This window comes from Aquipluma nitroreducens, assembly GCF_009689585.1.
Taxonomy (GTDB): Bacteria; Bacteroidota; Bacteroidia; order Bacteroidales; family Prolixibacteraceae; genus Aquipluma; species Aquipluma nitroreducens.
This window is the reverse complement of sequence record NZ_AP018694.1, coordinates 4,836,388-4,860,400: the sequence shown is the minus strand read 5'-3', so window position 1 is coordinate 4,860,400 and position 24,013 is coordinate 4,836,388. Positions and strand designations below refer to the sequence as shown.

Genomic DNA, 24,013 nt, shown 5'->3' with positions numbered 1-24,013 from the left:
AATGACGTTTATAGAATTTCATGTAATTTCCATGCCTGAATATGCCGGATACCTTTATTCGAAGGTAACGAAATGTCATCAAGAGAGACAACCGCTTTTTCATAATTATCTTTTATTGCTTCCAGAGGAGCATATTCGCGCAGTGCTGTTTGCTCATCAACCAAAAGATAGGTGCTTTGAAGGTAGATCAGCCTATCCCCTTTTTTAGCTACAAAGTCCACTTCTTTATCACGCATGGCCCCAACATAAACTTCATATCCAGCCCTTCGAAGTTCCAAATAAACCAGATTTTCAAGCTTATACCCCACCCCATATCCAAATCCAGGATATAAATAATTTTTGAATGACAAGTCGTTTATATAATATTTACAGTTACCGGAGATTGTTTCCTTTCCCCTGATATCATAGCGTTCAACTTTGTGTATCATGAAAGTATCTTCAATATAACTGATGTAATTTGCAACCGTATCGTACGTTGTTTTTCTCCCGTTACTCTTGAAATAGTTCACAATATTAACTATCGAGACCAGATTAGAGGCGTTATTGACCAGATAAATAAAAACATCTTCGAGCAACTTTGGGTCCTTGATGCTGTGTCGTTGTATAATGTCGCGCAGCAATACCGTATCTTTAATAGCAGATATGTAATTACGCTTTGTTTCATCGTTAGGCAATACAAACAATTCGGGTAATGCTCCGCTCTCCATGTAGTCGATGTAACTTTGCTTTTTTACTTCTTTTTGAGTTATTCCAGTATATTCCTCATAACTAAAAGGGAATACCTCAAAATTGACATATCGGCCTGAAAGCAGTGTTGCCAATTCCATTGAAAGCATTTTTGAATTGGAGCCGCTTATAAATATTTCATAGCTTTCAACGAAATCCTGTGAATGAGAGTTCACAAAATGTTCCCATCCACTGATATTTTGTACTTCGTCTATAAAAAGCCAAACCTTACCTTCAGGTTTAAGTTTCTCCCGATATAGTTTAAGTAGTACTTCAAGGTCTTTATAATAGCTGATAAAATCGAAATCAGTAAATTCTTTGTTGACATAAAAGATATTCCTGGGATCTACACCACTCTCGATCAGTCTATGGGCAATCTGACGAAGAATATAGCTTTTACCCGCACGCCGCTGGCCTACCAACACTTTGACAAGTTTACTGCCTGTGTAGTCAAATATCTTGTCTGTATAATCTTTGCGGTAATAACCCAGTTCTGGAACATTGCCTTCCCAAAAATTATATTTCTTTAATGTTGCGAAATACTCTTCCATACTCGAATTTATTTACACAAATATATAAATATTCTTTTATACTCGAATAATTAACCAATAAAAACAGTTGCCACCACCATAACGGCAACTCTGGAAGAAGAAGGAATTATGTCGTTGGAAGAGCTAAAAGACCTGACTAATCTGGAAGAAAATGATGTTTTATTAGCAGTGGACTGGCTAGACGGTAACGAGCGTGTTGAACTACTGCCGACAGGGAAAGTTGTGAGCGTGATGCTGGTATTTTAAACGTTCCCTTCCAGCACGAAAACATATTCAGAAAACAGCTTAGAAAACAGAAATGAAAACGTTATGGCAGGAGTCGTTCTATGCACCCATCTAACCGTGCGATAAATTAGCTCAAATGCCAGTGGCTATTTTATATAGCCAATACGGTACCAGTTTATAATATTCTGTTGGCCATTTTTCCGTATACAACGAGATTTTGGCTTTGTTAATTGATCCTCAAGTTTGAGAAAACAGCGACTAATCTTGTTCTCTACCTGTTTTGTTAATACTTTTGACATGAGCCGGGTTCTTGGGATTATTTGCTTTTGGTTGCACAATAAAAACAACCTTTTCATCCAGCTTTTCCCATATATAAAAAACCTTAAGTCCCAATATGACTGGATTACAGAACTTGTTCAATCCAATTTTCGGGAAATGGTCAATTGCTTAAAGAAACTAAATGAAAGGAACACAAAGATGATTAACATAGAAAAAACAAAAGTCGCTTATATATTTGATGGGCTAACAAGCAACATCCTACCTGATGAAGCAGTCAAAGCAATTAATGCATTTATGGTGACGGAAAATCTTTATTTAGCCACGACACGGGAAATTACCACGAAGCTGGAAAATCTAAATGATGAATTCAAATATGTAAAAGATCGCAACCCTATACATCAGATAAAAGCCCGTGTAAAAACGCCCAAAAGTATTTTTGATAAGTTAACCAGGCGAGGATTTGAACTCAGTGTAGAGTCAGCTAGAAATAATCTTACCGATATTGCCGGGGTTCGGGTTATCTGTTCGTATATCGACGATATTTATCTAATTTCGAAACTACTTACCTCACAAGATGATATAACGGTAATCCGAATATCCGACTATATAAAAAACCCGAAACCAAATGGGTACCGTAGTCTCCATCTAATTGTAACGGTTCCTGTTTTCCTTTCAGAAAGTACCGAACTTGTCAATGTGGAAATTCAGATACGGACAATCGCAATGGATTTTTGGGCATCACTGGAACACGAATTGTGGTACAAGCTGACGGATGAAAAAACAGCTATGGTAACCAAGGAATTAAAAGATTGTGCCGATGGCATTGCCGATATTGATATGAGAATGCAAAATCTACACAGTATTCTTACCCCGGCAGTAAAGCTCAGGTTATAATTGGAAGAGCCGGACTAAAAAACACCTTCCGCCGGGGATTATTGAACCACACACGACGGACTTAAGTTATTAATCTTGTGATAATTATAGGACCATTATTGCAAACAGCGCAGAGTGGTCAATTTGTCCGGCATGTCCAATCAGGTTCCGTTTCAAAGCTAAAAGCAGGTAATACTTCAAATTATTAGGTGTTGTTGGATTACTGGCTCTTTTTAAATAAAGATCAAGAAATACTTCCTGTATGGCATCCTTAATGGTGTCTTCATCGTTACAAAGCTTTATTCCATACTGATACAAACGATCGATATATTGATTGTAAAAAAAAGCAAATGCTTCCTTGTCGCCATCCATGAATTGCAACCAGGTCACTCTCCAATGTTCAGTATTTTCAATATCCTTTGTTAATTCCATTTGGTAAGCTGTTGTACAATTACTTCAACCCGTTGTCGAAAATAGGATAATAAAAGAACATCCCCAAAAAAACAGCATTTCAAAAACTAGTCTTGCAATCTGTATCTGATTTAAAGTTAATTTATTGTCAGATATTAAGGCATATTAATTTCCGTAGGAAGAAGTTGGAGTACAGACATGAAACAAGGTCCAGAAGCTGATCCTAAATTTAATCCTGGTTGTATTACCGAAACAATTGAAACACCCGTAATGCCCGGAATACAATATTTTTAAATTTCTCATCGAATTGTTAAAACTTATAATTGAATGTTTCTTACTGTTGTCGTTCCTCCTCCTTTCAAGGTTAATTCAACTGCTGAATTGGTTTTCCATGCCCCTCGGGTAAAGTCTGGAATTTCAATTGGTTTGGAACCATTGGCTATTGACCATTCACTCAAAGGAGTAATACAACTCCAGGCAGCAGCATCATAAACATCCATATCCATTGGCAAACCGTTTCGCAGGCAATCAATTAACCGCCAGTCCATCATAAAATCCATACCGCCATGACCGCCAACCTTCTTTGCCATTTCACCCATTCGACGAACAATTTCAGGAGTATATTTTTCTTCCAATTCCTTCATTTTTGCCTCATCAGCAACTTCGTGGCCAAAGGCAATTTGTTGAAGAGGATATTTCTGGGCATAACATTTTGTACCACTTAATAAATGAATTCTGGAATATGGCCGTGGAGAACTTACATCATGTTGAATCATAATCGTTCGCCCTTTATTGGTCTTTATCAATTGAATATCCATATTACCCCGCATATCCCAACCGACAAACTGTTGAAAGAATGGATCAACCTTTGCTTTCGCTTCAATTTTATTTTTCAGAGTAAAATCTTCCGACATCATCGCTGTAAGATAATCCATCTTGTCGCCCCGGTTGATATTCATTGCCTGACAAATTGGGCCTAAGCCATGAGTCGGATATACATTTGCCTTACGCTTATTTTCATGCATGCGCCACATTTTGGTATAGGCACCATCGGTCATTTTATCATCTTTGGGCTTATTAAACAGCCAATAATCCAGATCATGAATATATGCGCCTTCACCATGTATCAGGTCACCAAAAGCTCCTTGTCTGACCATATTCAGGGTAAGTAATTCGAAAAAATCATAGCAGCAATTTTCCAGAATTACACAATGTTTTCTGGTACGTTCCGAAACTTCAACTATTTGCCAGCATTCATCCATTGTTTTTGCTGTTGAAACCTCAACCGCTGCATGTTTATCACCTTCCATAGCTGCAACAGCCACAGGAACATGCCATTCCCAAGGTGTAGCAATATAAATAAGGTCGACCTGGTTACTGTCGCATAGCTGTTTAAATCCAAGGTCGCCGGCAACAAATTCTTTCGCTTTAGGAAGACCTGCCTTCGCTAAAATTTCCTGTCCCCCATCAACGGCTGCCTGACGGATATCGCAAAGAGCAACAATTTCAACTCCCTCGATATAAGTCATTCGTTCTACTGCATCAGAACCACGGTCACCAATACCTACAAAACCAACACGGACTTTATCTAACCTGGGTGCTGCATAACCACACATGTTAAAATTCATAGCCGATATGCGTGCCGCTGATTTTTTAATGAAATTCAGTTTATCTTTTTCAGCTGAATTTTCTGAAGCCATTAATGGACTGGCAGCTATTACTCCGGAACCCAATGCAATATTCTTTAAAAACGATCTTCGATTTGAGCTCATAATTATTGGTTTTAAAAAATCTATTTCTTTCTGAATTTGAAGACGTCTATTACTGTAAAATTAAAAATTAAATTGACACTGATATCACCAAATCAGGTTAGATGTCAGCAAGTTATCCGGATCCAGGTTGTTTCTTTCAATATCTTTAAAATGTTTATACGTTCCGACTTTCAATTCATAAGTTGCTGATTCATCGCAAACTATCATACCACGTGGATGTAGTTGCAACGCGCTGATAGTCCACATGTGATTTACACCTTCTTCTACTACATGATGCAAAGCTCTGGCTTTGTTATACCCGTTCACAATAATCAAAACTTCTTTAGCGTCCATAACTGTGGCAATCCCAACGGTTAACGAAGAGTTGGGCACTTTGTTAACATCATTGTCGAAGAAGCGTGAATTAGCCAATTTAGTATCGTAATTGAGTTCTTTATCGCGGGTACGTGATGCCAAAGAGGAACCAGGTTCATTAAAAGCCAGATGCCCGTCGGGACCAATGCCTCCGAGAAAAAGATCAATTCCACCAACCGCTTTGATTTTATCTTCATAAGCCTGGCATTCAGCTTTGATATCCGGAGCATTACCATTCAGTATATTGACATTTCCAGGAAGAATATCTATTTGGTTAAACAGATTATCCCACATGAAGGTGTGGTAACTCTGTGGATGATCTTTCGGAATTCCAACATATTCATCCATATTAAAGGTCACTACATGGCGAAATGAAACGGCTCCATACTGGTATAATTTAATCAATTCATGATAGGTATAAAGTGGCGAAGAACCTGTTGGCAATCCCAATACAAAAGGCCTTTCTAAGGTTGGCTCTGCCAGATTAATTTTTCTTGCGATGTAATTGGCCACCCACTTCGAGGTTAACCTGTGATTGTCCTGAATGATTAGTCTCATAAGGTATCTTAAAACTTATTACTTGCTTAATAATTAGAGTACAGATTTTTATTTTTTGAGGTATAGTTTAATAATTTTCATCCATAACAGATAACCTTCTCCTTTTAAATGAAGTCCATCATTTGTTAGTTCAGGATTCAAGAGATTGCTATCGATGCATTTAAAATGACTAAACAAATCGATAAATTGAAAATGCTCTTTTTCGCACCAGTTTTTTAATTGGGCATTGATCCACATCACTTCATCAGTTTTATTGGTGTGTGTTTTAAACAATCCATAAATCGGATTAACCGGCAATATACTTTGCACAAAAACTTTTGTTTCAGGCGAATCCTTCTTGATCTTCAGTGCAATGCTGCAAATGTTTGAGAGTACAGAATCTTTAGGAATTCCTCTGGATAGATCATTTATCCCAATCAGCAAAAATACTATTTTAGGCTTCGACTTAGTGACTTCACCCAGCCGGAACAGAACACCATCAGTGGTATCGCCACTGATGCCACGGTTTTTTACATTTTTGTTTCCGAACAATTCAGCCCATTCTCCTCCATCGGTGATGCTGTTTCCGAGGAATATAATTTCTCCCTTTGTGTCGGGCAAAACTTCGAAAAGCGATTTGCGTTGTTCATAGTAAGTACTGAATTTGGAGTTCTGGCCGTTCACAATCAAAACCGCGCTCATCAAGAAGAAAAAAATCAGTATTTTCATAGTCATTGTAATTTAGAAATTTCAGTCAAATGAATCCTATAAAAACTGAAATCATGAATGGGATAAATAACATTGCAAATATCGTAGTAAGAAGAATGGCAACTGCCGCTTTTTCAGGATGTACGCCAAGCTGAGATGAGTATGCGATTAAATTAACTCCTACCGGAATCAGTGATAAAAGAAATATAATTTTCAGCAACAACACCGGATAAAAATGCAGAATGTTTTTATCCAGAATAATGTATAAACCTACTACGATTGGCCATATCACAAACTGAGCCAATGATGCCATTCCAACAAATTTCCAATCAATCATCAAAGTTTTTATCTCAGCGATTGCCAGGCCAACAAGCATCATTCCGATTATGGTATAAACCCCACGAACATCACACGCTACACTTAAATAAATATCATTCAGATCAATATTTCGAAATGAACCAAATCTTATATTTAGCACATTGAGAGATAAGCCAAGTATCATTGCATAAACCGATGGAAGCACCAGTGTCTTCTTAAGGCTTTCTGCAATTGTAAAATTTCCCAGTGCAGTCACAAAATATCCAACCGTACAACTATAAATAATGAATCCTATTCCAGCCATTATTACCGGACTTTCTGCTTCTTTGCCAAACAAGACTATTGCTGCAGGAAGAGCAAAATACCCATAATTTCCATAACTTGAAGCAAATGCGAGCAAATTTCCAGTGTTATCCTTCCATGTTTTCTTACCCAACCAAAGAAATAACAAGGTAATGATGGAACAAAGCAGAAAGAAAAATAAAGGTAGGCTTAATGCCTGAACTGTTACCGGTGTTGTAAAAGATCCATGAAATGTAATGAGTGGAAGGATCAGGAAAACCAGAATGTTTGCTGCGTCATTCTTTCTCACTTTCAGCAACTTCCCCAGAATAAATCCAAACAATGCCCAAAGGTAAATGGGAAATAATTTTATTGCAAATTCGATAAAAAGTTCAAACATGTTATTTCAATATTTCTTAAACATTCAGAATTTTATCATCTATTATTGTTCAATATTCCAAAGTGCCGGTCAATTATCATCGGTTTTATCTGCAAATTTAGGTTTGAGCATAACAAGTTGAAGTACAATAGCTATGGCAACAGGAATAGCCAGAAGAGCCAGATCAGGACCCAAGGTTCCCGAATCAGTTGATTTTCCCAAAAGATTAGTAATAAATGCCCCGGCAAAAACTCCGGTCATGTTCATCAATCCATATCCTGCAGCCCGATGCTGTGGCGATACAAACTGGCAAAGAATAGGCATGTTGTTGGCATCGAACATTCCATAGCCAATTCCGAAGAATACAGCTCCACCCACCACGGTGAACAAAGTTTGACCAAAACCCAGAAAAAGCAAGGCCGGAATGGTAAGTGACAAGCCAATGGCTCCGGTATAAATCCGCCCGCGAAGGTTTCGTTGAATCCAGCGGTCGGCCAGAATACCACCAAAAATGACACCTATAAACGAAGATAAAGCGATCGTGATTGTTGAAAGTGGACCTGCCTGAGCCATATCAATATGCAGACTTGACGAGAATAAAGTCGGAATCCAATTTTTAATAGCCCAGCCCGGAAAACTTGGAGCTGCAAAATAAAACATGATGACCCAGAAACTAATGGTTCCAAAGAGCATCCCCAGACTATTGAATACCGAGGAGAATCCACTGAAAGAAGGTTTTTTCTCTTTTTGAACCGTTTTAACTTCTCTTTTCTCCCGCAGAAAAAGAATGAGAATTACACTGTACAAAATGCCAACAAATCCAAAGGAATGAAAAGTGGTTTGCCATGAATATTCATGTGCAACAGTTGCTCCAAATCCACCCATGGCCTGCCCTACGTATAGTCCGGTCATATGAATCCCAATGGCCAGTGATCGTGTTTTACCCTGGTGATAATCGGCAATCAATGATAATCCAGCCGGGATATATAATGCTTCGCTCACTCCCATCATCGCACGCAAAATATACAGATGATCAAAGTTATCGACATATCCCATAGCCAGAGTCACTCCTGACCATACTGCCAAACTTCCGACAATTAACCATTTTCGGTTAAGCCGGTCGGCAATTAATCCGGCAACCGGACTCATCAGGGCATAGATCCAAAGAAAAACAGCCATCAACCGCCCGAAATTCTCTGCTGTTTCCAACTCATGAATGTCGCCCATCATGGCCACTTTCATGGTCGAAAGCATCTGTCGGTCCATATAATTGAGAAGTGCGACCACCCACAACAACCCAACCACCACCCAGGCATAAGTATTTCTATTTTTTAGATTCATCCGACATCAAAGTTATTTGTGAAAACTACTCATACATTTCATTCGTATCAACTGAAGCAAGTTCAATTAAGAAACCTGCAATCTTTTTAACTGAATCTTTGATAAACCGCTGACCGTTTTCCGCCGAAGCCAGTGCGGGATTCCCTACCCCGGTGCTTTCAGAAATCGAACTCCATCGTCTTTGTGCCCATGCCCATCGTTGTTTCAGCCCCTCGGTTTTAAAATTCTTCGCTTTCCCATCTCCGGCAGTTTCAATTGGTAAAACAAGTTCAGGAACTAAATGCATCATCACACTGGTTTCCAACTCGCCGGCATGGTCGCCCGGTTCAGAGAAATAAGCTTCGGCTTTACTAACCTTCCACCAATCAATGGTGCAGATAAATACTTCGGGATGTTTTACTGACAATTCACGTAGGATGGGTACAAAATTGTTACCTCCATGACTGTTAATGATTACCAATTTATTGATTGCGTGTCTTTTCAGATTTTCAACCAGATCGTTGAGAATGATCAGTTGGGTTGAAGGCATCAAATTCAGGCACAGTCTCAGATCGAGTTGCCCGGTATTTACACCCCAAGGTACAGCCGGCAGTACAATGGATTTTGCTCCAACATTCCATGCAAGTTCAGCACTTTTTAAGGCAATGAGCTCAGCCTGAATTACGTCAGTTGAATAAGGCAAGTGGTAATTATGAGGTTCGACAGCACCCCAAGGCAAAACAGCCAAATCATAAGTCAAATCTTTCACTTCCAGCCAGGTGCTGTGTGCCAAATTGAAGGGCCTCGTATTCATCTCTTTTTTAGTTGAAAATTATAATTTTTCGAGTACTTTATAACATTGAAAAAGTCCTCTTGGCACATGAAAACATCCCTTCCACTTTCCACCTTTTAAAGGTAACAATACTTCGCCCTGTCGGTTGAGATAACCATACCATTCGCCAAATTCAGGATCAGGAAAATGAGCCCAGGTGTATTCGTGCACTTTTTCGAACCACTCCAGGCATCGCACATCGCCCGAATAATGATAACCTTTAAGCAAACTGATCAAAGTTTCAATATGAACCCACCAGAGTTTCTGGTCCCATTCAAGTTGTTGTGGCGGATAGCCTTTGATGTCCATAAAATAGTATAATCCACCATATTGTTTATCCCAGCCATATTCAATGGTGCGGATACAAATATCAACCGCTTTTTTTATCATTGCTTTGTCTTGTGCTCTGGAGGCCAGATCCATGACGAACCACATCGCTTCAATCGTGTGCCCCGGATTCAGCAGGCGCCCTTCAAATGAATCGGAGAAACTGCCATCAGGCTTTACGTTTTCCAGTACCAGACCAGTATTCGTATCGTAAAAAACATCCATAACTTCGTGAATACAACGATCGACGGTCTCCCCTACAAGTTCTTTACTCAATAAATGCTCAATTTCAAGCGAAAGGTTACACAAAATCATGGGCAACGAAAAACCTTTTAACGGACGTGTTCCCGGGTAAGCCTTGTTATAGTTGCCTTTTGGATTGGAACTTTTTTTCAGAATACCCTCGAATGTCTTCTTGGCCAACTGACCATGTTCTTCATTTCCGGTGGCTTTAAAAAGTTGTCCGAACGCCATTGTCGCAAAACAGTCGGAAAAAATATTATACGGCTGAATCAGTGGTTTCCCTTCGCGTGTCAATGAAAAATACCAGTTCCCTTCCGAATCATGTCCGTACTTCTGCAAAAAGTCGGCACCAAGCAATGCCATTTTCAGCCACTCTTCTTTCTGCTCAATTTGATTGTATAACGATGAAAACATCCAGACTTCACGCCCCTGAAGCCAGACAAATTTATCGGTATCGAATACTTTTCCCTGACGATCGAGGCAGGTATAATAGCCTCCAAACTCGTTATCGGGTGACTGTTTTTCCCAAAACGGAATTACATTATTCAACAATTCGTTCCGGTATTGATTGGCTAAATCACTAAAATTCATATTGTTCCTCCTGAATTTTTTGTTTGTACAACTAATTTAAGATCTTACTCAATTATTTTAATACTTCTTATCAATGGTGTCCGAACTCCCGGACGAATTTCTCCGGATGGAATGACTACCTGTTCGTTCCACCAAAAAGCAGTTGTGGTAACCTGAGATTCAACTGGCGACTCCTCAATCAGTTTTAGTTCACCTGTGAAAGTATTAAAAGCCAGAATTTCTCTGGAAAATCCGGGATGACTGATTAAATGAATATCTTTTTCTTTCAGGATTTTTTCCTTTTCAGGCCCTTCCGGAGACTTTGAAATTTTATCGTTTAAAATTTCAGTCTTATTGAATAAATTTCCTTTGTCACCGCCAATCAGAATAATCCACCGGTCGCCATAAGCAACTCCGGTTCCGGCTGAAAGTCCAAATTTCTCTTTGTTTTTCAGTTGAAGACTTCCTGCATTGATCCACTCATTTCCGGTTGGAGAATATTTCCAAATAGTACTCAAAAAAGTAGAGGTAATACCTGTTTGATTTCGCCCTCCAAAGACATAGATGCAATTTTCATTGCCATCTGATTGACTGACAACAACCACATGGGAAAGTGATTCAGGCAAATTGGGTAAAGATTCCCATTTTAAATCCGTTAATGAAAGATCAAGGCTCATCAAATGATTGGTAGCTCCGTTTGAATCCAACCCACCGGCAACATAAACTTTAGTGCCGATTATTGTAGCGCCTGAATTGGAAAGGGCAACCGGAAGTTTCGGAAAACTCTCAAAATGGATTGAATCTCCTTCCATAGAAATCTGATAGACCTGATTTAGCTTTCCGTGAAAATCTTCTCCACCAATACTTAAAAAGCCATTACCAGCTGGAACCAATGCACTGTATGCCATCGGATGTGGCAACTTTTGTTTGAGTTGGCTCCAGATATTCGAACCATTTTTTAATCGGGTTAGAATATAAATATCGTCATGATACGATTTGGTGCCTCCGCGCCATGGAAGATTATCTTCAAAATTCGATCCGCCAGCCACAATCAGATGATTATCATCACATCCGACCAGTGGGCCAGCCAATCCAAACTGAGTTGTTTTGCCTTGTGCCGGAGGAATCTGACTCAAGATTTCAAATTCTATTTTCATAGGGTTTGGTTCTGTTTTTTTTTCAGTACAAGCCGATAGTACGACTAAAATAAAAATGGCTTGTTTGATCATCTGTAAATTACTTTTTAGAAAAAAGATGTTCCATATCGAGTGACTTTACGTCTTTCACAAATTCGTTATACATCTCGCCAGTCATATTCTTAACAGGTAACCTAAACTCTCCGCAATTCATTTCAACATAGCGCATGTAAGCTTTACCGCTGGCAATGCCGCCGTATTTGCCCAAAAGCCTGATCATGTCAATTGATAATTGCTGAAGTCTTCTGGCTTCCACTAAATCTCCCTTATCAAAAGCTTCTATTAGCTGAAGATATAATGGCGCCGCATAATTAAATGTACTGCCTACCCCACCCTTTGCACCCAGAACCAATGCCGAAAGCAAGTTTTCATCGCGACCCCAAAGCATATCAAATCTTCCGTTTTCGAAACTCATACAACTCAAAAAATCCATAAAATCTTCATGGGTGTATTTTATCCCAACCAGATTTGGAATGATTGGTGAAGCTTCCTGCAAAAAATCTAACATGGAAACGTTACAGCCGGTCAGCACGGGGATATGGTAAAAATAGACAGGCATGTCAGGAACGGCGGCAGCAATTTTCGCGCAGAATTCGGCCAGCTGTTTAGCTCCTGCTGGTTTAAAATAATACGGAGCCAAAATAGCAATGGCATCCACCCCATTTTCCTGAGAATGAATGGCACTTTCAATACATTCCTGATAAGAAGTTCCTCCAACCAGATTAATAACTTTCATGGTCTTCCTAACTGATCCTACGGAAGTCCACTTTTCAGTTATTTTTCTTTTTTCGGCCTGAGAAAGCGAAACACCTTCGCCCGTTGAACCGTTGATAAACACGCCAACTACCTTGTTCTTTTCCAGAAACTCGTAATATCCGGGAATAAAATCATACATTACTTCATCCTTTGCGCTCAATGGTGCAAAAGGGGCAGCGATCAATCCTTCTATCTTTTTCATAATCATTTAATTAAAATATTTTTGTCTATCTCCATTTCGAATGTTGATGCAGGTAGTCCTGCTTCGTTGACCAGATTCCCTCGTGAAAAAGGATTCCAGCCGTAACGTATTTTTTGCACGTTCTTAATTTGTGTTTGTATAATTATTTCTTTCCCATTTACAGAAGCATTCACCAATTCAAAAATTCCATCCCGACCAGCAATTTCAAATTCTCTTAATGGCATTCCATCTGAAGTTTTTAGTTGGGATGCATGATTAAACTGAATCCTGATCACCTCTCCAATCTGCTTAAATCCCAAAACCTCTGGCCCTGAATATTCAAGCTTTTGTCCGTAAACTTTGGCTAAAGCTAGTTTAGCAAAACGTTCACCGACTTCGCGTTTTCGCTTGGGATGAACATTCAATGAATCGCCCAAATCGCTTGTTACTACCATCGCCGTATTTGGTACAGAAAGGCTTAGCTGCCGCTGAATATTTCGAAAATAGGGCCAGGAAGGACGGTTTAAACTTGAGAGCTGGGCAAAATAAAACGGCATTTCCGGATTATTAAAGCTACTTCGCCACGAATTTACCAATGCAGGAAAAGCATTCTTATAATGTTCGGCATTGTGTGCATTCGATTCACCCTGATACCAAATAACTCCACTCACAGGCATTCCTGCAAGTACCTGGATTCCTGATTCATAAATATAGGCAGGCTCAAATGGGTGCCGTTGAAGTTCATTTTTACTTAAGGAGATATTTAATTTAGCCCGATCGCGACACCAATCCATGATAAAATCATTTTGTTTCCAGTTTGTAAGAACATCAACAAGGTTCGGATCGAACTCCAATGTTTTCCGGTCGATGAATGCTTCTATCGGAGCTCCGCCAACACTGACCTGGATGATGCCAACCGGAACGTTCAGATTTTCATTCAGCATTTTTCCGAAATAATAACCAATGGCCGAAAAATTACCGGAATTCTCCGGATTACATTTTTCCCAATTCCCTTCAAAAAAGTCCAGCTTGTTTATTCTTTCAAGCGACAACGAATCCCATTTTGTATCATCCGGCCTAACAATGCCTTTTAATTGATAGAAACGAAGATTGGGGTTGGCTACCTTTGGAAGGTCAGATGATGCAGTGGCCGCATCTTTCAACTGAAATTCCATGTTCGACTGACCAGCACAAATCCAGATTTCTCCAACCAGAATATCGTTGAGAAGAACAGATTGCTGGTTTCCTGAATTAACTTTTAAAGTATAAGGACCTCCAGCTGGAGCCGGATTAAAAGTCAGCGACCAATCTCCGGATTCGCCTACAATACATTTTTCTATTTGATGGTTGAATTCTCCAACGATTTCAGAACCGGAATTGGCCTTTCCCCACACGTGGATTTTAGATTTCTGCTGCAGAACCATGTGGTTCATGAACACCGGAGCCAGCTGCAAACCACCAAAATTTCCGGTAATATGCTGAAAAACGGTTTTTGCAATTATACCTGCCCCCGTTTGGTCAGGATGAATCGCATCTTTGAATAAATCGGGACGAGAATAGAGCGGGGTATGCAAATCAATTAACCCAACCTGGGCAGTTTTTGCAATCTGTTCAATCTTTTCCTGAATTTGCCAGAACCAGTCGCGGGTACCTGATTTAAATCTCGGATGCGCATTAAAAATCGGAGTCATCCGGCAAATAAAAATCTTGGGCGATTTTCCATCCAAACTTTGAAATGAATGAATGAGTTTCAAATAATCCGGAATAAAATCATCCCGATAATTGGGCCAGTTCCTTGGATCGGTATCGTTCAGTCCCAAATGAATGATTACTATTTGTGGTTTAAAAGCAAGTGCACGCTGATATTCATCGGTCAAAACATAAGGTCGATGCCCTTTGCTTAGCAAAGTTGTACCGCTTACCCCAAAATTTTCGACCTGATAAGATGAACCCAAAAGAGTCTGCAATTGCGCCGGATAGGATTGCGATTCGGGATTTTTTAATCCATATCCTTTGGTCACCGAATCACCAATAGAGGCCACCCGTATTTTCTGATCAGAAGGTTGGCTGAATCCAATGATGGTGTTACCCATCAAAAAACTGATCAGCAAAAAAACGATATGAAACCTGTATCTCATTTTGGTCAATTGAATCTATTTATTAACTGAGAACCTGAGTCCTTCAATTTCTTTTACCTGATTATTTTCTATTCGTACAGGCACGAACGTAAACATCCATTTCCATGAAGTTCCACCTTGCGGCACTTTTAGAAGAACGGTGTTCCAACCTTTTTTCAAGTTGATTTTCGTTGGCTTCCGGGAAAAGTAGTTCTCGTCAGAAAACGGAATTTCTTCAGTTTTTTCAGCCAAGCCGGGATTTTTCCAGACGGGCGGATTTATCATTTCTCCATTCACCCAAACTTTCGGATTGGTAGTGTGCCATTGACCTTGTTGCGGGAATGGGCCTCCCCGTCGACCGCCCGAACGCGACCAGTCCTGAAATCCAATCCAGCAGCCCACTTTCTGATCTTTTGGCGACCAGATATTGGTTGTAGCATAAACAGTTCCCTGCTTTTCTGAGAACAAGGAAGGAAAACCAAAGAAATGTCGGATGTGGATGGTTCCACCGTAATTTGAGCCAGTCCAACTAAATTTTTTGCCGTCAATGATATAATTTTCCCGAATACTACTTTCCACCGGAAACGACTGGTTTAAATCACCTCGGCTTTCAAACGGACCAATCATTTTCCAGACTATCTCTGATTGTTTCACATACGGAAAAGGTTTATCCTGAAAATAGCGGTCGCGATGCTCGGTTAATCGTTCTTCAAAATTCTGAAACTCTTTGTATAATGGATTTTCAGGGTAAGGAAGTTTTGCAAGGTAATTTTCTCCAAAATCAACCGACTGGCCTTTCCATGAAGTTTCGCTGTAAGTCAGCATTCCGGGATAAACCGGATTTTGCCGGATAATATCGTATTCGTCATTCACATTGTTGTCGTTCCAGCAACACAAAATACCGCCTAACCGCATCGAATCGCCATGAGCAGCGCCGCAAATCCGGTCAAAATAAAGTTGGACAACTCCGGCCAATGGATCAAGGTGATTGAGGTAATTGAGCCTCGAATCGATGTAACGATGACCGTCTTTCGGCTTTCCTGCTGATGACCAAAGTTGTGTGATGGAAGTCGTATCATTTTCAATATGCTGTCCCGGACTCCAAACGATTACTTCCCTGTTGTGAGATTTCACCCGTTCGACAACTGCTTCTAAAAGACCGTCAGCAGGCCGTTCGTGTTTTGACCAAACTTCGTCGGTTCCCAAATGAAGGTAAGGCATTTTTTCCTTTGGAACCAGGTTGCATAACTCGTCAATCAGATCAAGCAAAATCGGTTTTACCCTTTGGTCGCTCATCGAATCGATAGCAAATGCCCTGCGAAATGCCTCACAATGTCCGGGAATATCAAATTCAGGAACGAGGGTTATGAAACGATCATTGCAGTAGTTGACAAGTTCCAGAAAATCTTCCTGTGAATAATACATTCCGGGCCTGCGGCTCATTGATGAAGCGACGTGCAATTCGGGATATTTTTTGCTTTCAAGTCGCCATCCGGGATTGTCGGTTAAATGAAGATGAAAAACATTGAATTTATAGGCGGCCATTACATCGATTTGCTCTTTTAACAAAGCTACTGACATGAAATTCCGTCCTACATCCTGCATAAAGCCGCGAATTTGGAAAGCAGGCCAGTCTGTTATCGTGCAACCAGCTACAAACTGCTTTCCAACTTTAGTAAAAGTTAGCTGGCTTATGGTCTGTTGTCCACGAAAGAGTCCTTTTTGAGTTTTAGCCTGAAGTACTAATGAATCAGCATTGATTTTTAAAATATAGGCTTCATCCTGATTGATGGGAACATTAGGAAGTGATGACACAATTCTCTGAATAATCCGAGTCTTGTTTCCATCAATTTTAAAACTCTGATTGTTCCGGAAAATCTGTTGAGGCATCGGAATCAAAGCCGGAACATCTACATTATTTGTTCGACCATGAAGGTTCTGTAACAAAAAAAAGAAAGAAACCGCCACCACGGTAAATTTCCAAAGTTTGAATATGACGCTCCGGCTTTTCATTTCTTATTTCTTAACCAGATTTACCAACAAGTCAGAAACTGGTATTTTCTGAAAATAAAGTTCTTTAGTTCCTTCATAAACGATGCCGATGGTATTTTCGTCAACCATTGTTAAGCAGGAATAACCATAACCTTCAGCCGAATTCAGTTCTGTCTGATAAGCTTCGGACCAGGTCAAACCATTGTCCAAGCTGGCTTTAATGGTCATGTTCGTGCGGGTATTCTTATTGTTAGGATTGGAGAAGAAAAGTACTTGCTTACTTTGGCCATTTATTTTCACATCGGCAGAAATAATACTGCCCATGCAATTGGATTCGGGCAATGCAGAATTCGAGGAAGGGTGGACAGTCCATGTTTTGCCCAAATCATTGGTAGTGGAAACAGCCCTGCCGTTGGTATCGCCTTTGTCTTTTCGATTACGGTCGTCGCGCATGTTCAGCATCAGGCTCCCGTCAGCAAGCTCAACCACCTGAGCCTCGGTAGTATTCGATTTTGCGCCGGTACCAATTTGCCAGGTATTTCCCTGATCTTTGCTGTAAACAATGGTTGAGTGACAGGTAAATTGTCCTCCATCTAGCGCTTTTGTTCCCAAATCAGCTTTGAACTGTGCAGGGAAAACCAATGTTCCGTCGGTCATGGTAATTCCGCGACCAGGGCCTTGCAAAAGCAACTGCCATGCCGGATCTTTAATTTGTGAGGTAATATTGATTGGTTGCGACCAGGTCGCTCCGTCGTCGGTACTTTTTACCAAAATGAACTGACCTGTTTCTTCAGGTTTCATTCCTGGTTTGGATGCCCACCATAGCATTTTATCAGGAGCAGAACCACTCATCCAGAGCGCTGCAACCCAGATTGTATTGGTCTTGTGATCGTAAAGCACGCAGGGATCACCAATTCCATTCAGTTGTTGCGAACGACCACCATATTCGCCCATGTCCATGATTACTTTCATGGGTTGCCAGGTCTGTCCCCCATCGGTACTGCGACTCATGCCAATGTCAATATCTTCCTGAAGGTCTTTGCTGTTGTTGTAACGGTTGTCGTAAACGGCAATCAGTGTGCCTTTGCCTGTGGTTATCAAACCTGGTATCCGGTAGGTATTTACCCGATCCTGACCGGCAGCACGAAAAAGTAGAGCAGGGTGATAAATAAATTTGTAATCAGGAGCGACTTTTATGGTCTGATTGTCGCTGAAAATAAGCTCAACTTCCTGTACCTCGAAACTTTTAGTGAGACTGGCATCACTTTTCAAGGTAAAGTTGAGGGATATCAAGTTTAAACCTGTGGACATTGAACTAGTACCCGCGATTGCAGTTTTGAGTCCATTTTTTTGTGAACTTCCGAAAAGTGGAATTTCTGTTCCGGTATAAACAACCGAAAGAGAAGCAATACAGTCGGGCTGACTGCCTGGAGTAAAGTTCAGGATTACCTTTTTAAGGAATACTTTTTCATGACCCTCATCCAACCGTAGTTTCAAAGTGTAAAGCGAAACATCACTTTTACCGATAAACACTGGTGTTCTCACAGGTGTAAGCTGAACACTTGAAATTTTTGCAGGATTCACATCTGTTGGATTGCTTTTGGTACAATGAGAAGAGGCAAGCAAAGCGAATAATACGACAAGGATAGTTTTCATAGTACTTATTTTTTTGTTGCACCGAAAGATCATTCAACACTTGTTTGGAAATATAATGATTTTGTAAATCTTGGGCAGGCAATTCGTTTTTGAAAGAAAGAATTCTTTTTTAATAATTGGAAGAAAAGAGGCTGCCGAAACAGCCTCCTTTCAATCACAAACAAACAATGTATACTTAAACTAAACTTATTTAGCTGGTTTAGAAGTTGGATAACCTGGTGTTTGATTTACCAGAGGATCACTGGTCCAAATCGCTTTTTCGATCGGCCATAAAATCATATACGATTTGGTGGCTTTGTCCAAAACTCCATAATTATGACTTGTGCTCTTGAACACCAATGGATCGGAGCCATATTTCATTCTTCTTAAATCATACCATGATTTACCTTCATGAACAAACTCTTTCACACGTTCTGAATAAATGGCCAATTCGTTTTTGTCTTTGGTTGAATTGACAAAAGGAGTTGGATCAGCATCCGGAGCAAAAGCACGGTCACGAATTTGTTTGATGTAACTGGATGGATCACTTCCCTCAGCATTCACAATTTCTGCCAGCATTAACACTCTGTCTGCTTCGCGATAAATAGGCCAATCGCTGGTGAAATAGCGTTTATTCGCGCTAATCGTTCCGAGGAATTTAACCAGTGCAGTATTTCTCACATCAATCTTGTAAGGAGTTTTGGTTACTTTATAAAAATCATAGAAAGTAACATCACGTCTCTTATCTTTTACATTGTATGCTTTAAACAACTCGAATGTATAACCGTACCGTTGGATAATCTGCATTGAATTTGTGGCTGCAATCACCAAAGGATCGACGAGCAGTGGACCCATTGCAAGCGAATCTTTGTAGTGCAGGTTGTCGAAATTGAATGTTGAATAGGTATATGAAGCAACATTACCCATTTCGGCTTCACCAACCAGGTAGCGGAGATTCAAAATAATTTCCGAATTATCCTTTTGGTTATAGGCGAATGTATTGGCAAAAGATGTTTGTAGCGTGCTTCCGGTAACGGCGTTCAGCGCTGATTTTGCTTCGGCTAAATCGGCAGTTGTGCCATATACTTTTGCCGACCACAAATAAACTTCGCCTTTCAGCATCAAGGTAGCTTTCGGACTCCATTGGCTTTTGCCTGCCGGACTAGCCAAAGTTCCAAATGCAGTTACTGATTTGTTAACATCAGACTTAATTGCTGCCAGGGTTTCCTCTTCAGTAGCTCGGGCTTTGCGCAAAAGTACCGGATCGGTATTTCCGTTCAATACTTCGGGCTCAAGACGAAGAGGTACGCCACCATAAGTACGAAGAAGGTGAAAATAGTAAAAAGCTCTTAATCCATAAGCCTGACCTAAAAGATAGTTCTTTTTATCGGCTGCCAGGAACGTTATTGCTTCTGTCTTTTGGATAAAAAGATTCAGTTGCAAAATCGGCCCATAAAAGCCGGCCCATGAAGTAATCCCAGCGGAATTTTCGTCAATGCGCTGCTCAATAATGGGCAATTCATTCAATGATGTACTCTGGCGATCGACATTGCTGTAAATACCTGAACGCATTTCACCCAATCGAACAAACATAAACTGATTGTCTCTGAGCTGCTTGTGAATACCAACCATAAAGTTGGTAACCTGTGATTCGTTCTGCCAGAAGTTTCCATCACCGAAATAATCTTCCGGAGCAAGATCAAGTGTTTTCTGGCATGAGGTGGCGGTAAGTGCTATAATTACCGCCAGTATCAAATATTTTATGTTTTTCATAATCCTCTATTTAGATAATATGGTAATTTCTAATTAAAAAGTAATATCAGCACCAAAGATCAATTGTGTTGGTATAACGTAGGCGCCATTTTGATTTCCTGTGCGTTCGGGCAAATTCAGCATTTTATTGGTTAAATATCCAAGGTTTTGACCCGTAACGGTAAGTACCAGACCTCCAATTTTAGCTTTTTTAAGTAATGCTGTTGGAACACTGTAGCTCAATGACACTTCACGGAATGCGAGGTAATCAGATTTCTTCCAGAACATACTGCTCGGCCGGTCGTAGTTTTTTGTATTCAATTGATCGGCCCATGTATACCTTGGAAGAGATGCATTTGGGTTATCAACTGTCCAGGTGTCGTAAACAGCCGTTGTAGGGGCAAATTCGCCCTGGGCACACGCTAAAGCCCACAACTGCATGAAATCCTGTTGAATATGTCCGACACCAAAATCGACGCGGGCGGCGAATGTAAACCGCTTGTAGCTTAAAGTTGTAGTAAAACCTCCCGTTAGGCGAGGAATCTCACGTCCAAGCTTAGTCATATCCCTGGTATCGATGGTGTCGTTCTGGTCAATATCTTTCCACCTTACATCGCCCATTTGGGTAGGAATCCAACCACCGGCCAAATTCAGGCCTTTTGCCGTCATAATTTTCTGGCTGGCCACCCGTTTCCCGGCGCTTCCATTATACCACACCTGTCCGGCAGCAAGGTCAACCTTGTTGTAATTGGCTAAATCCTCAGCATTACGGATGATACCTTCACTGACAAATCCATACACGCTACCCCATTCCTGTCCTTCCTGCAAACCGCCAACCCAAACATTTTTCTTTGTTGCCGGATCGTAAATCTGCTGACCACCTTGCCGGTTGTTTTCGTTTCCGTTGAAAGGAAGTGACAGAACCGTGTTTTTATTCCAGGATGCGTTGCCGCTAACCTGCCATTTAAAATCTTTTTTCTGAATGATTTTTCCGGTTACTTCAATCTCGAATCCAGTATTCTTCATGCTACCGTTGTTGGTGCGAACACTTGAAACACCCGCTGAAGTAGGCAGCAATACACTGGCTATTTTGTCGGTAGTAATTCGGTTGTAGAAAGCCATTGAGGCATAAATCCGGTTTTCGAAGAAGCCCATATCGGCGCCTACCTCTACTGTATTGGTTTTCTCCCATTTCAGGTTAGGATTTGCGATACCACTCTGCAAAAATCCGATAGTTCCATTATATGCGGTTTGAGAACCATACGAACCTTGTAATTCATAGGTTCCAATTCCGCCCACGTTACCATTTTTACCCCAACTGGTTCTCAGTTTCAGATATGACAGCCAATTTTGTGACGACTTCATGAAATCTTCTTTCGAAACAAGCCATCCTGCTGATAATGCAGGGAATACGCCATATTGATTGTCGCCGATTAATCTGGAGTAGCCATCTCTCCTTACGGTGAATGCTAAGAGATATTTGTCAGCATAGTCATAATTCACACGACCAAACTGAGAAACAATTCTTTCCCGGGCATGCCATGTATCAGTTGATCTGGTTTGTTGCTCGGCATTATTCAGCGTTAAGCCCAGATCTCTGAAATCATCGGTTGGGGCGCCTGAACCGGCAGCATAAACTCCATAGTTGTACGAATCGAAATATTCAAAACCAGCCATGGCTGAAATACTGTGCTTTTCAAGGAACTTAGCCTGATAATTCGCGATGGCATTATAGGTCTGCCGAACGGTGCGGTCAAAGTTTGCCGAAGATGCCCTCGTTCTGTTCCAACCGGTGTTTAAATTGGTAAGACTCATCACGCCTGAGCGGAAATCTTTATTGAACGATTCTACAAAAGATTCATCATACATGACGATTCCGGTTGCTTTCACATATAAACCTTTCATAATATCAATCTTGAAAGCCTGATTCATTGTGAATTTATCGGATTCATTACCCCTGAAGTATTTGTCGATGTTAAATGCCGGATTACCGTCGCTGGCGTCGCGGCCAAGAAGCAATTCACCTTTCGCGTTGGTACCACGCATGGTTGGCGGGGCAGAAAGCATACGTGCCCAATAGTTTGATTCTCCATTTTGCAGCGATTGATCTTTCCATTTGGCCATAACAAACTGGATACCGCTTTCGGAGGTTAGCCAATCTTTAATTTTATAATCGCCGTTGAAAGCGAAATTGATCCTTTTGTAGAAAGTTTCTAACGATAAACCACCTTCGTCATAATAACCCAGATTTGCGAAATATTTTCCACGGTCGTTACCACCGGTAAAACCGATGTTATAATCCTGGGTCTGTGCTGTTTTGTTTAAGCCATAATCGCCATAATTGAAATCTTTGTAAATCAAATCGTAGATGGTACCATTGGGATCGTAATTTCCGTTGGCAGCTGTTTTTATCGGGTCTTTCATTTGCTTCCAACCGGGCTGGCTTAATAATTCCTGGTTGGTGGCATCCAGTCGCATCACACTCCAGATTGCTCTTGAATCGTAATTTCCATCGAGAATATTTCCAGCTGCATCTTTGTACACGTTGCCTGTACCTCTGGGACCCACACCTGCCACATTATTAACAGCACCAACTCCGTTTTTAATGGCTTGTTCCATGCCCAGACGCGCCCATTTAATGTAGTTTGTGGCATCAACAAATTCATAAGGTGTATTCAGAAAATTCGTACCATGCTTTACCTTAACCGTTACTGTTGCTACACCTGCTTTACCTTTCTTCGATGTGATGAGAATCACACCGTTACTTGCGCGGGCTCCATAAATAGCTGTTGCCGAAGCATCTTTCAATACTTCCATGCTTTCAATTTCTTCAGGATTAATGTCGCTTAATGAACCGCGAATCTGTCCGTCCATGATAATAAGTGGGCTACCCGTACCATCAAAATTGGTACCTCCCCTTAACACAATGGTAGGAACTGCGCCAGGCCTTCCAGATGCAGTTACGACTCTCAACCCAGGCACACTACCTGACAAGGCCTGTGCAGGATTGGAACGCATACCTGTTTCCATTAACTTCATATCAACTTTTTCAATCGAAGAAGTTACCTTACTTCTGGATTGAGTGCCATAACCAACTACGACCACTTCATCAATAGCCTGAACTGAAGTCGTTAAAGCAATATCAATGATTGTAAGATTACCGATCTTTTGGTTGACCGTTGCATATCCAATCATTGAAAACATGATCTCATCTTTTCCCGCAGGAACACTTAATGAGTAGCTTCCATCAATGTCAGTTAGCGCTCCAACGGTAGTTCCCTTAACAACAACGTTAACTCCGGGAATCGTTGAACCATCAGCCGCATCTGTAATAGTACCTTTCACTGTCTTCTGTGCAGAAACCTGTACAAAAGACATCAGGAATAAAAATGCCATCAGAAGTGGCAGCCGTACAAGAATTTTATTCATAGCAGTTTAATTAATTAGTAAAAAAATCATTCACTGGCTTATGTCCTACATAACACTGCAAATATAAATATGAATTTTAGTTCTGAAAATTATTTTGTAAATTTTATTTAATGTTTTTTAACACTGGAGATAGAATTGTTTGAAATTTGCCAGAACAATTTTTTTTGATTTCAACATTTACAATTACATGATATACTTAATTTAAAGTAATTTAAAAAATACATTAAAATTTTGTAATTTGGAAACAA

18 protein-coding genes are annotated in these 24,013 nt (G+C 40.4%); 2 read left to right on the top strand and 16 right to left on the bottom strand.

Annotation, left to right across the window (positions count from 1 at the left end; translation table 11 throughout):
• Nucleotides 1-8: 8 nt before the first annotated feature.
• A complete protein-coding gene (locus tag AQPE_RS20560) occupies nucleotides 9-1,277 on the bottom strand; it encodes an ATP-binding protein (protein ID WP_318348361.1) in 1,269 nt (422 codons plus the stop codon).
• Between the two features lie 57 nt (nucleotides 1,278-1,334).
• Between AQPE_RS20560 and AQPE_RS20555 the strand changes: the two genes are divergently transcribed.
• Entirely contained in the window at nucleotides 1,335-1,523 is a 189-nt protein-coding gene (locus tag AQPE_RS20555; RefSeq protein ID WP_318351335.1) for a winged helix-turn-helix domain-containing protein, read from the top strand.
• 456 nt (nucleotides 1,524-1,979) lie between these two features.
• A complete protein-coding gene (locus AQPE_RS20550) occupies nucleotides 1,980-2,675 on the top strand; it encodes a GTP pyrophosphokinase (protein WP_318348360.1) in 696 nt (231 codons plus the stop codon).
• Between the two features lie 84 nt (nucleotides 2,676-2,759).
• Here the strand turns inward: AQPE_RS20550 and AQPE_RS20545 are convergent, their stop codons facing one another.
• The 15 genes from AQPE_RS20545 to AQPE_RS20475 all read right to left on the bottom strand — a co-directional run bounded on the left by AQPE_RS20545 (nucleotide 2,760) and on the right by AQPE_RS20475 (nucleotide 23,765).
• On the bottom strand, nucleotides 2,760-3,086 hold the full coding sequence (locus AQPE_RS20545; RefSeq protein WP_318348359.1) for an RNA polymerase sigma factor: 327 nt from the start codon (nucleotides 3,084-3,086) through the stop codon (nucleotides 2,760-2,762).
• Nucleotides 3,087-3,382: 296 nt separating this feature from the next.
• Nucleotides 3,383-4,837 (bottom strand): Gfo/Idh/MocA family protein, encoded by a 1,455-nt coding sequence (locus tag AQPE_RS20540; RefSeq protein WP_318348358.1) that lies wholly within the window; start codon nucleotides 4,835-4,837, stop codon nucleotides 3,383-3,385.
• Between the two features lie 84 nt (nucleotides 4,838-4,921).
• Nucleotides 4,922-5,749, bottom strand: a complete 828-nt coding sequence (nagB, locus tag AQPE_RS20535; RefSeq protein WP_318348357.1) for a glucosamine-6-phosphate deaminase — start codon at nucleotides 5,747-5,749, stop codon at nucleotides 4,922-4,924.
• Between the two features lie 48 nt (nucleotides 5,750-5,797).
• Nucleotides 5,798-6,457 carry a GDSL-type esterase/lipase family protein gene (locus AQPE_RS20530; RefSeq protein WP_318348356.1) on the bottom strand — a complete coding sequence of 220 codons (660 nt, stop codon included), beginning with the start codon at nucleotides 6,455-6,457 and terminating at the stop codon, nucleotides 5,798-5,800.
• A gap of 25 nt (nucleotides 6,458-6,482) precedes the next feature.
• On the bottom strand, nucleotides 6,483-7,436 hold the full coding sequence (locus AQPE_RS20525; RefSeq protein ID WP_318348355.1) for an AEC family transporter: 954 nt from the start codon (nucleotides 7,434-7,436) through the stop codon (nucleotides 6,483-6,485).
• Nucleotides 7,437-7,505: 69 nt separating this feature from the next.
• Nucleotides 7,506-8,756 carry an MFS transporter gene (locus tag AQPE_RS20520; RefSeq protein ID WP_318348354.1) on the bottom strand — a complete coding sequence of 417 codons (1,251 nt, stop codon included), beginning with the start codon at nucleotides 8,754-8,756 and terminating at the stop codon, nucleotides 7,506-7,508.
• Nucleotides 8,757-8,781: 25 nt separating this feature from the next.
• Nucleotides 8,782-9,549, bottom strand: coding sequence for a creatininase family protein (locus tag AQPE_RS20515; RefSeq protein ID WP_318348353.1), 768 nt, complete (start codon nucleotides 9,547-9,549; stop codon nucleotides 8,782-8,784).
• A gap of 18 nt (nucleotides 9,550-9,567) precedes the next feature.
• Nucleotides 9,568-10,728, bottom strand: a complete 1,161-nt coding sequence (locus tag AQPE_RS20510; protein WP_318348352.1) for an AGE family epimerase/isomerase — start codon at nucleotides 10,726-10,728, stop codon at nucleotides 9,568-9,570.
• Between the two features lie 44 nt (nucleotides 10,729-10,772).
• Nucleotides 10,773-11,864, bottom strand: coding sequence for a Kelch repeat-containing protein (locus AQPE_RS20505; protein ID WP_318348351.1), 1,092 nt, complete (start codon nucleotides 11,862-11,864; stop codon nucleotides 10,773-10,775).
• 79 nt (nucleotides 11,865-11,943) lie between these two features.
• Nucleotides 11,944-12,861: a dihydrodipicolinate synthase family protein gene (locus AQPE_RS20500; protein WP_318348350.1), complete on the bottom strand. Its 918-nt coding sequence runs from the start codon at nucleotides 12,859-12,861 to the stop codon at nucleotides 11,944-11,946.
• A gap of 2 nt (nucleotides 12,862-12,863) precedes the next feature.
• Nucleotides 12,864-14,978 (bottom strand): GDSL-type esterase/lipase family protein, encoded by a 2,115-nt coding sequence (locus tag AQPE_RS20495; RefSeq protein WP_318348349.1) that lies wholly within the window; start codon nucleotides 14,976-14,978, stop codon nucleotides 12,864-12,866.
• 15 nt (nucleotides 14,979-14,993) lie between these two features.
• Nucleotides 14,994-16,970 carry a family 20 glycosylhydrolase gene (locus AQPE_RS20490; protein WP_318348348.1) on the bottom strand — a complete coding sequence of 659 codons (1,977 nt, stop codon included), beginning with the start codon at nucleotides 16,968-16,970 and terminating at the stop codon, nucleotides 14,994-14,996.
• Between the two features lie 3 nt (nucleotides 16,971-16,973).
• Complete coding sequence (locus AQPE_RS20485) at nucleotides 16,974-18,605, bottom strand: sialidase family protein (RefSeq protein ID WP_318348347.1); 1,632 nt, start codon at nucleotides 18,603-18,605, stop codon at nucleotides 16,974-16,976.
• Nucleotides 18,606-18,791: 186 nt separating this feature from the next.
• Nucleotides 18,792-20,357, bottom strand: a complete 1,566-nt coding sequence (locus AQPE_RS20480) for a RagB/SusD family nutrient uptake outer membrane protein (protein ID WP_318348346.1) — start codon at nucleotides 20,355-20,357, stop codon at nucleotides 18,792-18,794.
• Between the two features lie 33 nt (nucleotides 20,358-20,390).
• Entirely contained in the window at nucleotides 20,391-23,765 is a 3,375-nt protein-coding gene (locus tag AQPE_RS20475) for a SusC/RagA family TonB-linked outer membrane protein (RefSeq protein ID WP_318348345.1), read from the bottom strand.
• Between the last annotated feature and the right edge of the window lie 248 nt (nucleotides 23,766-24,013).

Bases quoted from the DNA above. Each gene is read 5' to 3' on its own strand.
- AQPE_RS20560 (WP_318348361.1), bottom strand. From the start codon at position 1,277: ATGGAAGAGTATTTCGCAACATTAAAGAAATATAATTTTTGGGAAGGC.
- AQPE_RS20550 (WP_318348360.1), top strand. From the start codon at position 1,980: ATGATTAACATAGAAAAAACAAAAGTCGCTTATATATTTGATGGGCTA.
- AQPE_RS20545 (WP_318348359.1), bottom strand. From the start codon at position 3,086: ATGGAATTAACAAAGGATATTGAAAATACTGAACATTGGAGAGTGACC.
- AQPE_RS20540 (WP_318348358.1), bottom strand. From the start codon at position 4,837: ATGAGCTCAAATCGAAGATCGTTTTTAAAGAATATTGCATTGGGTTCC.
- nagB (WP_318348357.1), bottom strand. From the start codon at position 5,749: ATGAGACTAATCATTCAGGACAATCACAGGTTAACCTCGAAGTGGGTG.
- AQPE_RS20530 (WP_318348356.1), bottom strand. From the start codon at position 6,457: ATGAAAATACTGATTTTTTTCTTCTTGATGAGCGCGGTTTTGATTGTG.
- AQPE_RS20525 (WP_318348355.1), bottom strand. From the start codon at position 7,436: ATGTTTGAACTTTTTATCGAATTTGCAATAAAATTATTTCCCATTTAC.
- AQPE_RS20520 (WP_318348354.1), bottom strand. From the start codon at position 8,756: ATGAATCTAAAAAATAGAAATACTTATGCCTGGGTGGTGGTTGGGTTG.
- AQPE_RS20515 (WP_318348353.1), bottom strand. From the start codon at position 9,549: ATGAATACGAGGCCCTTCAATTTGGCACACAGCACCTGGCTGGAAGTG.
- AQPE_RS20510 (WP_318348352.1), bottom strand. From the start codon at position 10,728: ATGAATTTTAGTGATTTAGCCAATCAATACCGGAACGAATTGTTGAAT.
- AQPE_RS20505 (WP_318348351.1), bottom strand. From the start codon at position 11,864: ATGAAAATAGAATTTGAAATCTTGAGTCAGATTCCTCCGGCACAAGGC.
- AQPE_RS20500 (WP_318348350.1), bottom strand. From the start codon at position 12,861: ATGAAAAAGATAGAAGGATTGATCGCTGCCCCTTTTGCACCATTGAGC.
- AQPE_RS20495 (WP_318348349.1), bottom strand. From the start codon at position 14,978: ATGAGATACAGGTTTCATATCGTTTTTTTGCTGATCAGTTTTTTGATG.
- AQPE_RS20490 (WP_318348348.1), bottom strand. From the start codon at position 16,970: ATGAAAAGCCGGAGCGTCATATTCAAACTTTGGAAATTTACCGTGGTG.
- AQPE_RS20485 (WP_318348347.1), bottom strand. From the start codon at position 18,605: ATGAAAACTATCCTTGTCGTATTATTCGCTTTGCTTGCCTCTTCTCAT.
- AQPE_RS20480 (WP_318348346.1), bottom strand. From the start codon at position 20,357: ATGAAAAACATAAAATATTTGATACTGGCGGTAATTATAGCACTTACC.
- AQPE_RS20475 (WP_318348345.1), bottom strand. From the start codon at position 23,765: ATGAATAAAATTCTTGTACGGCTGCCACTTCTGATGGCATTTTTATTC.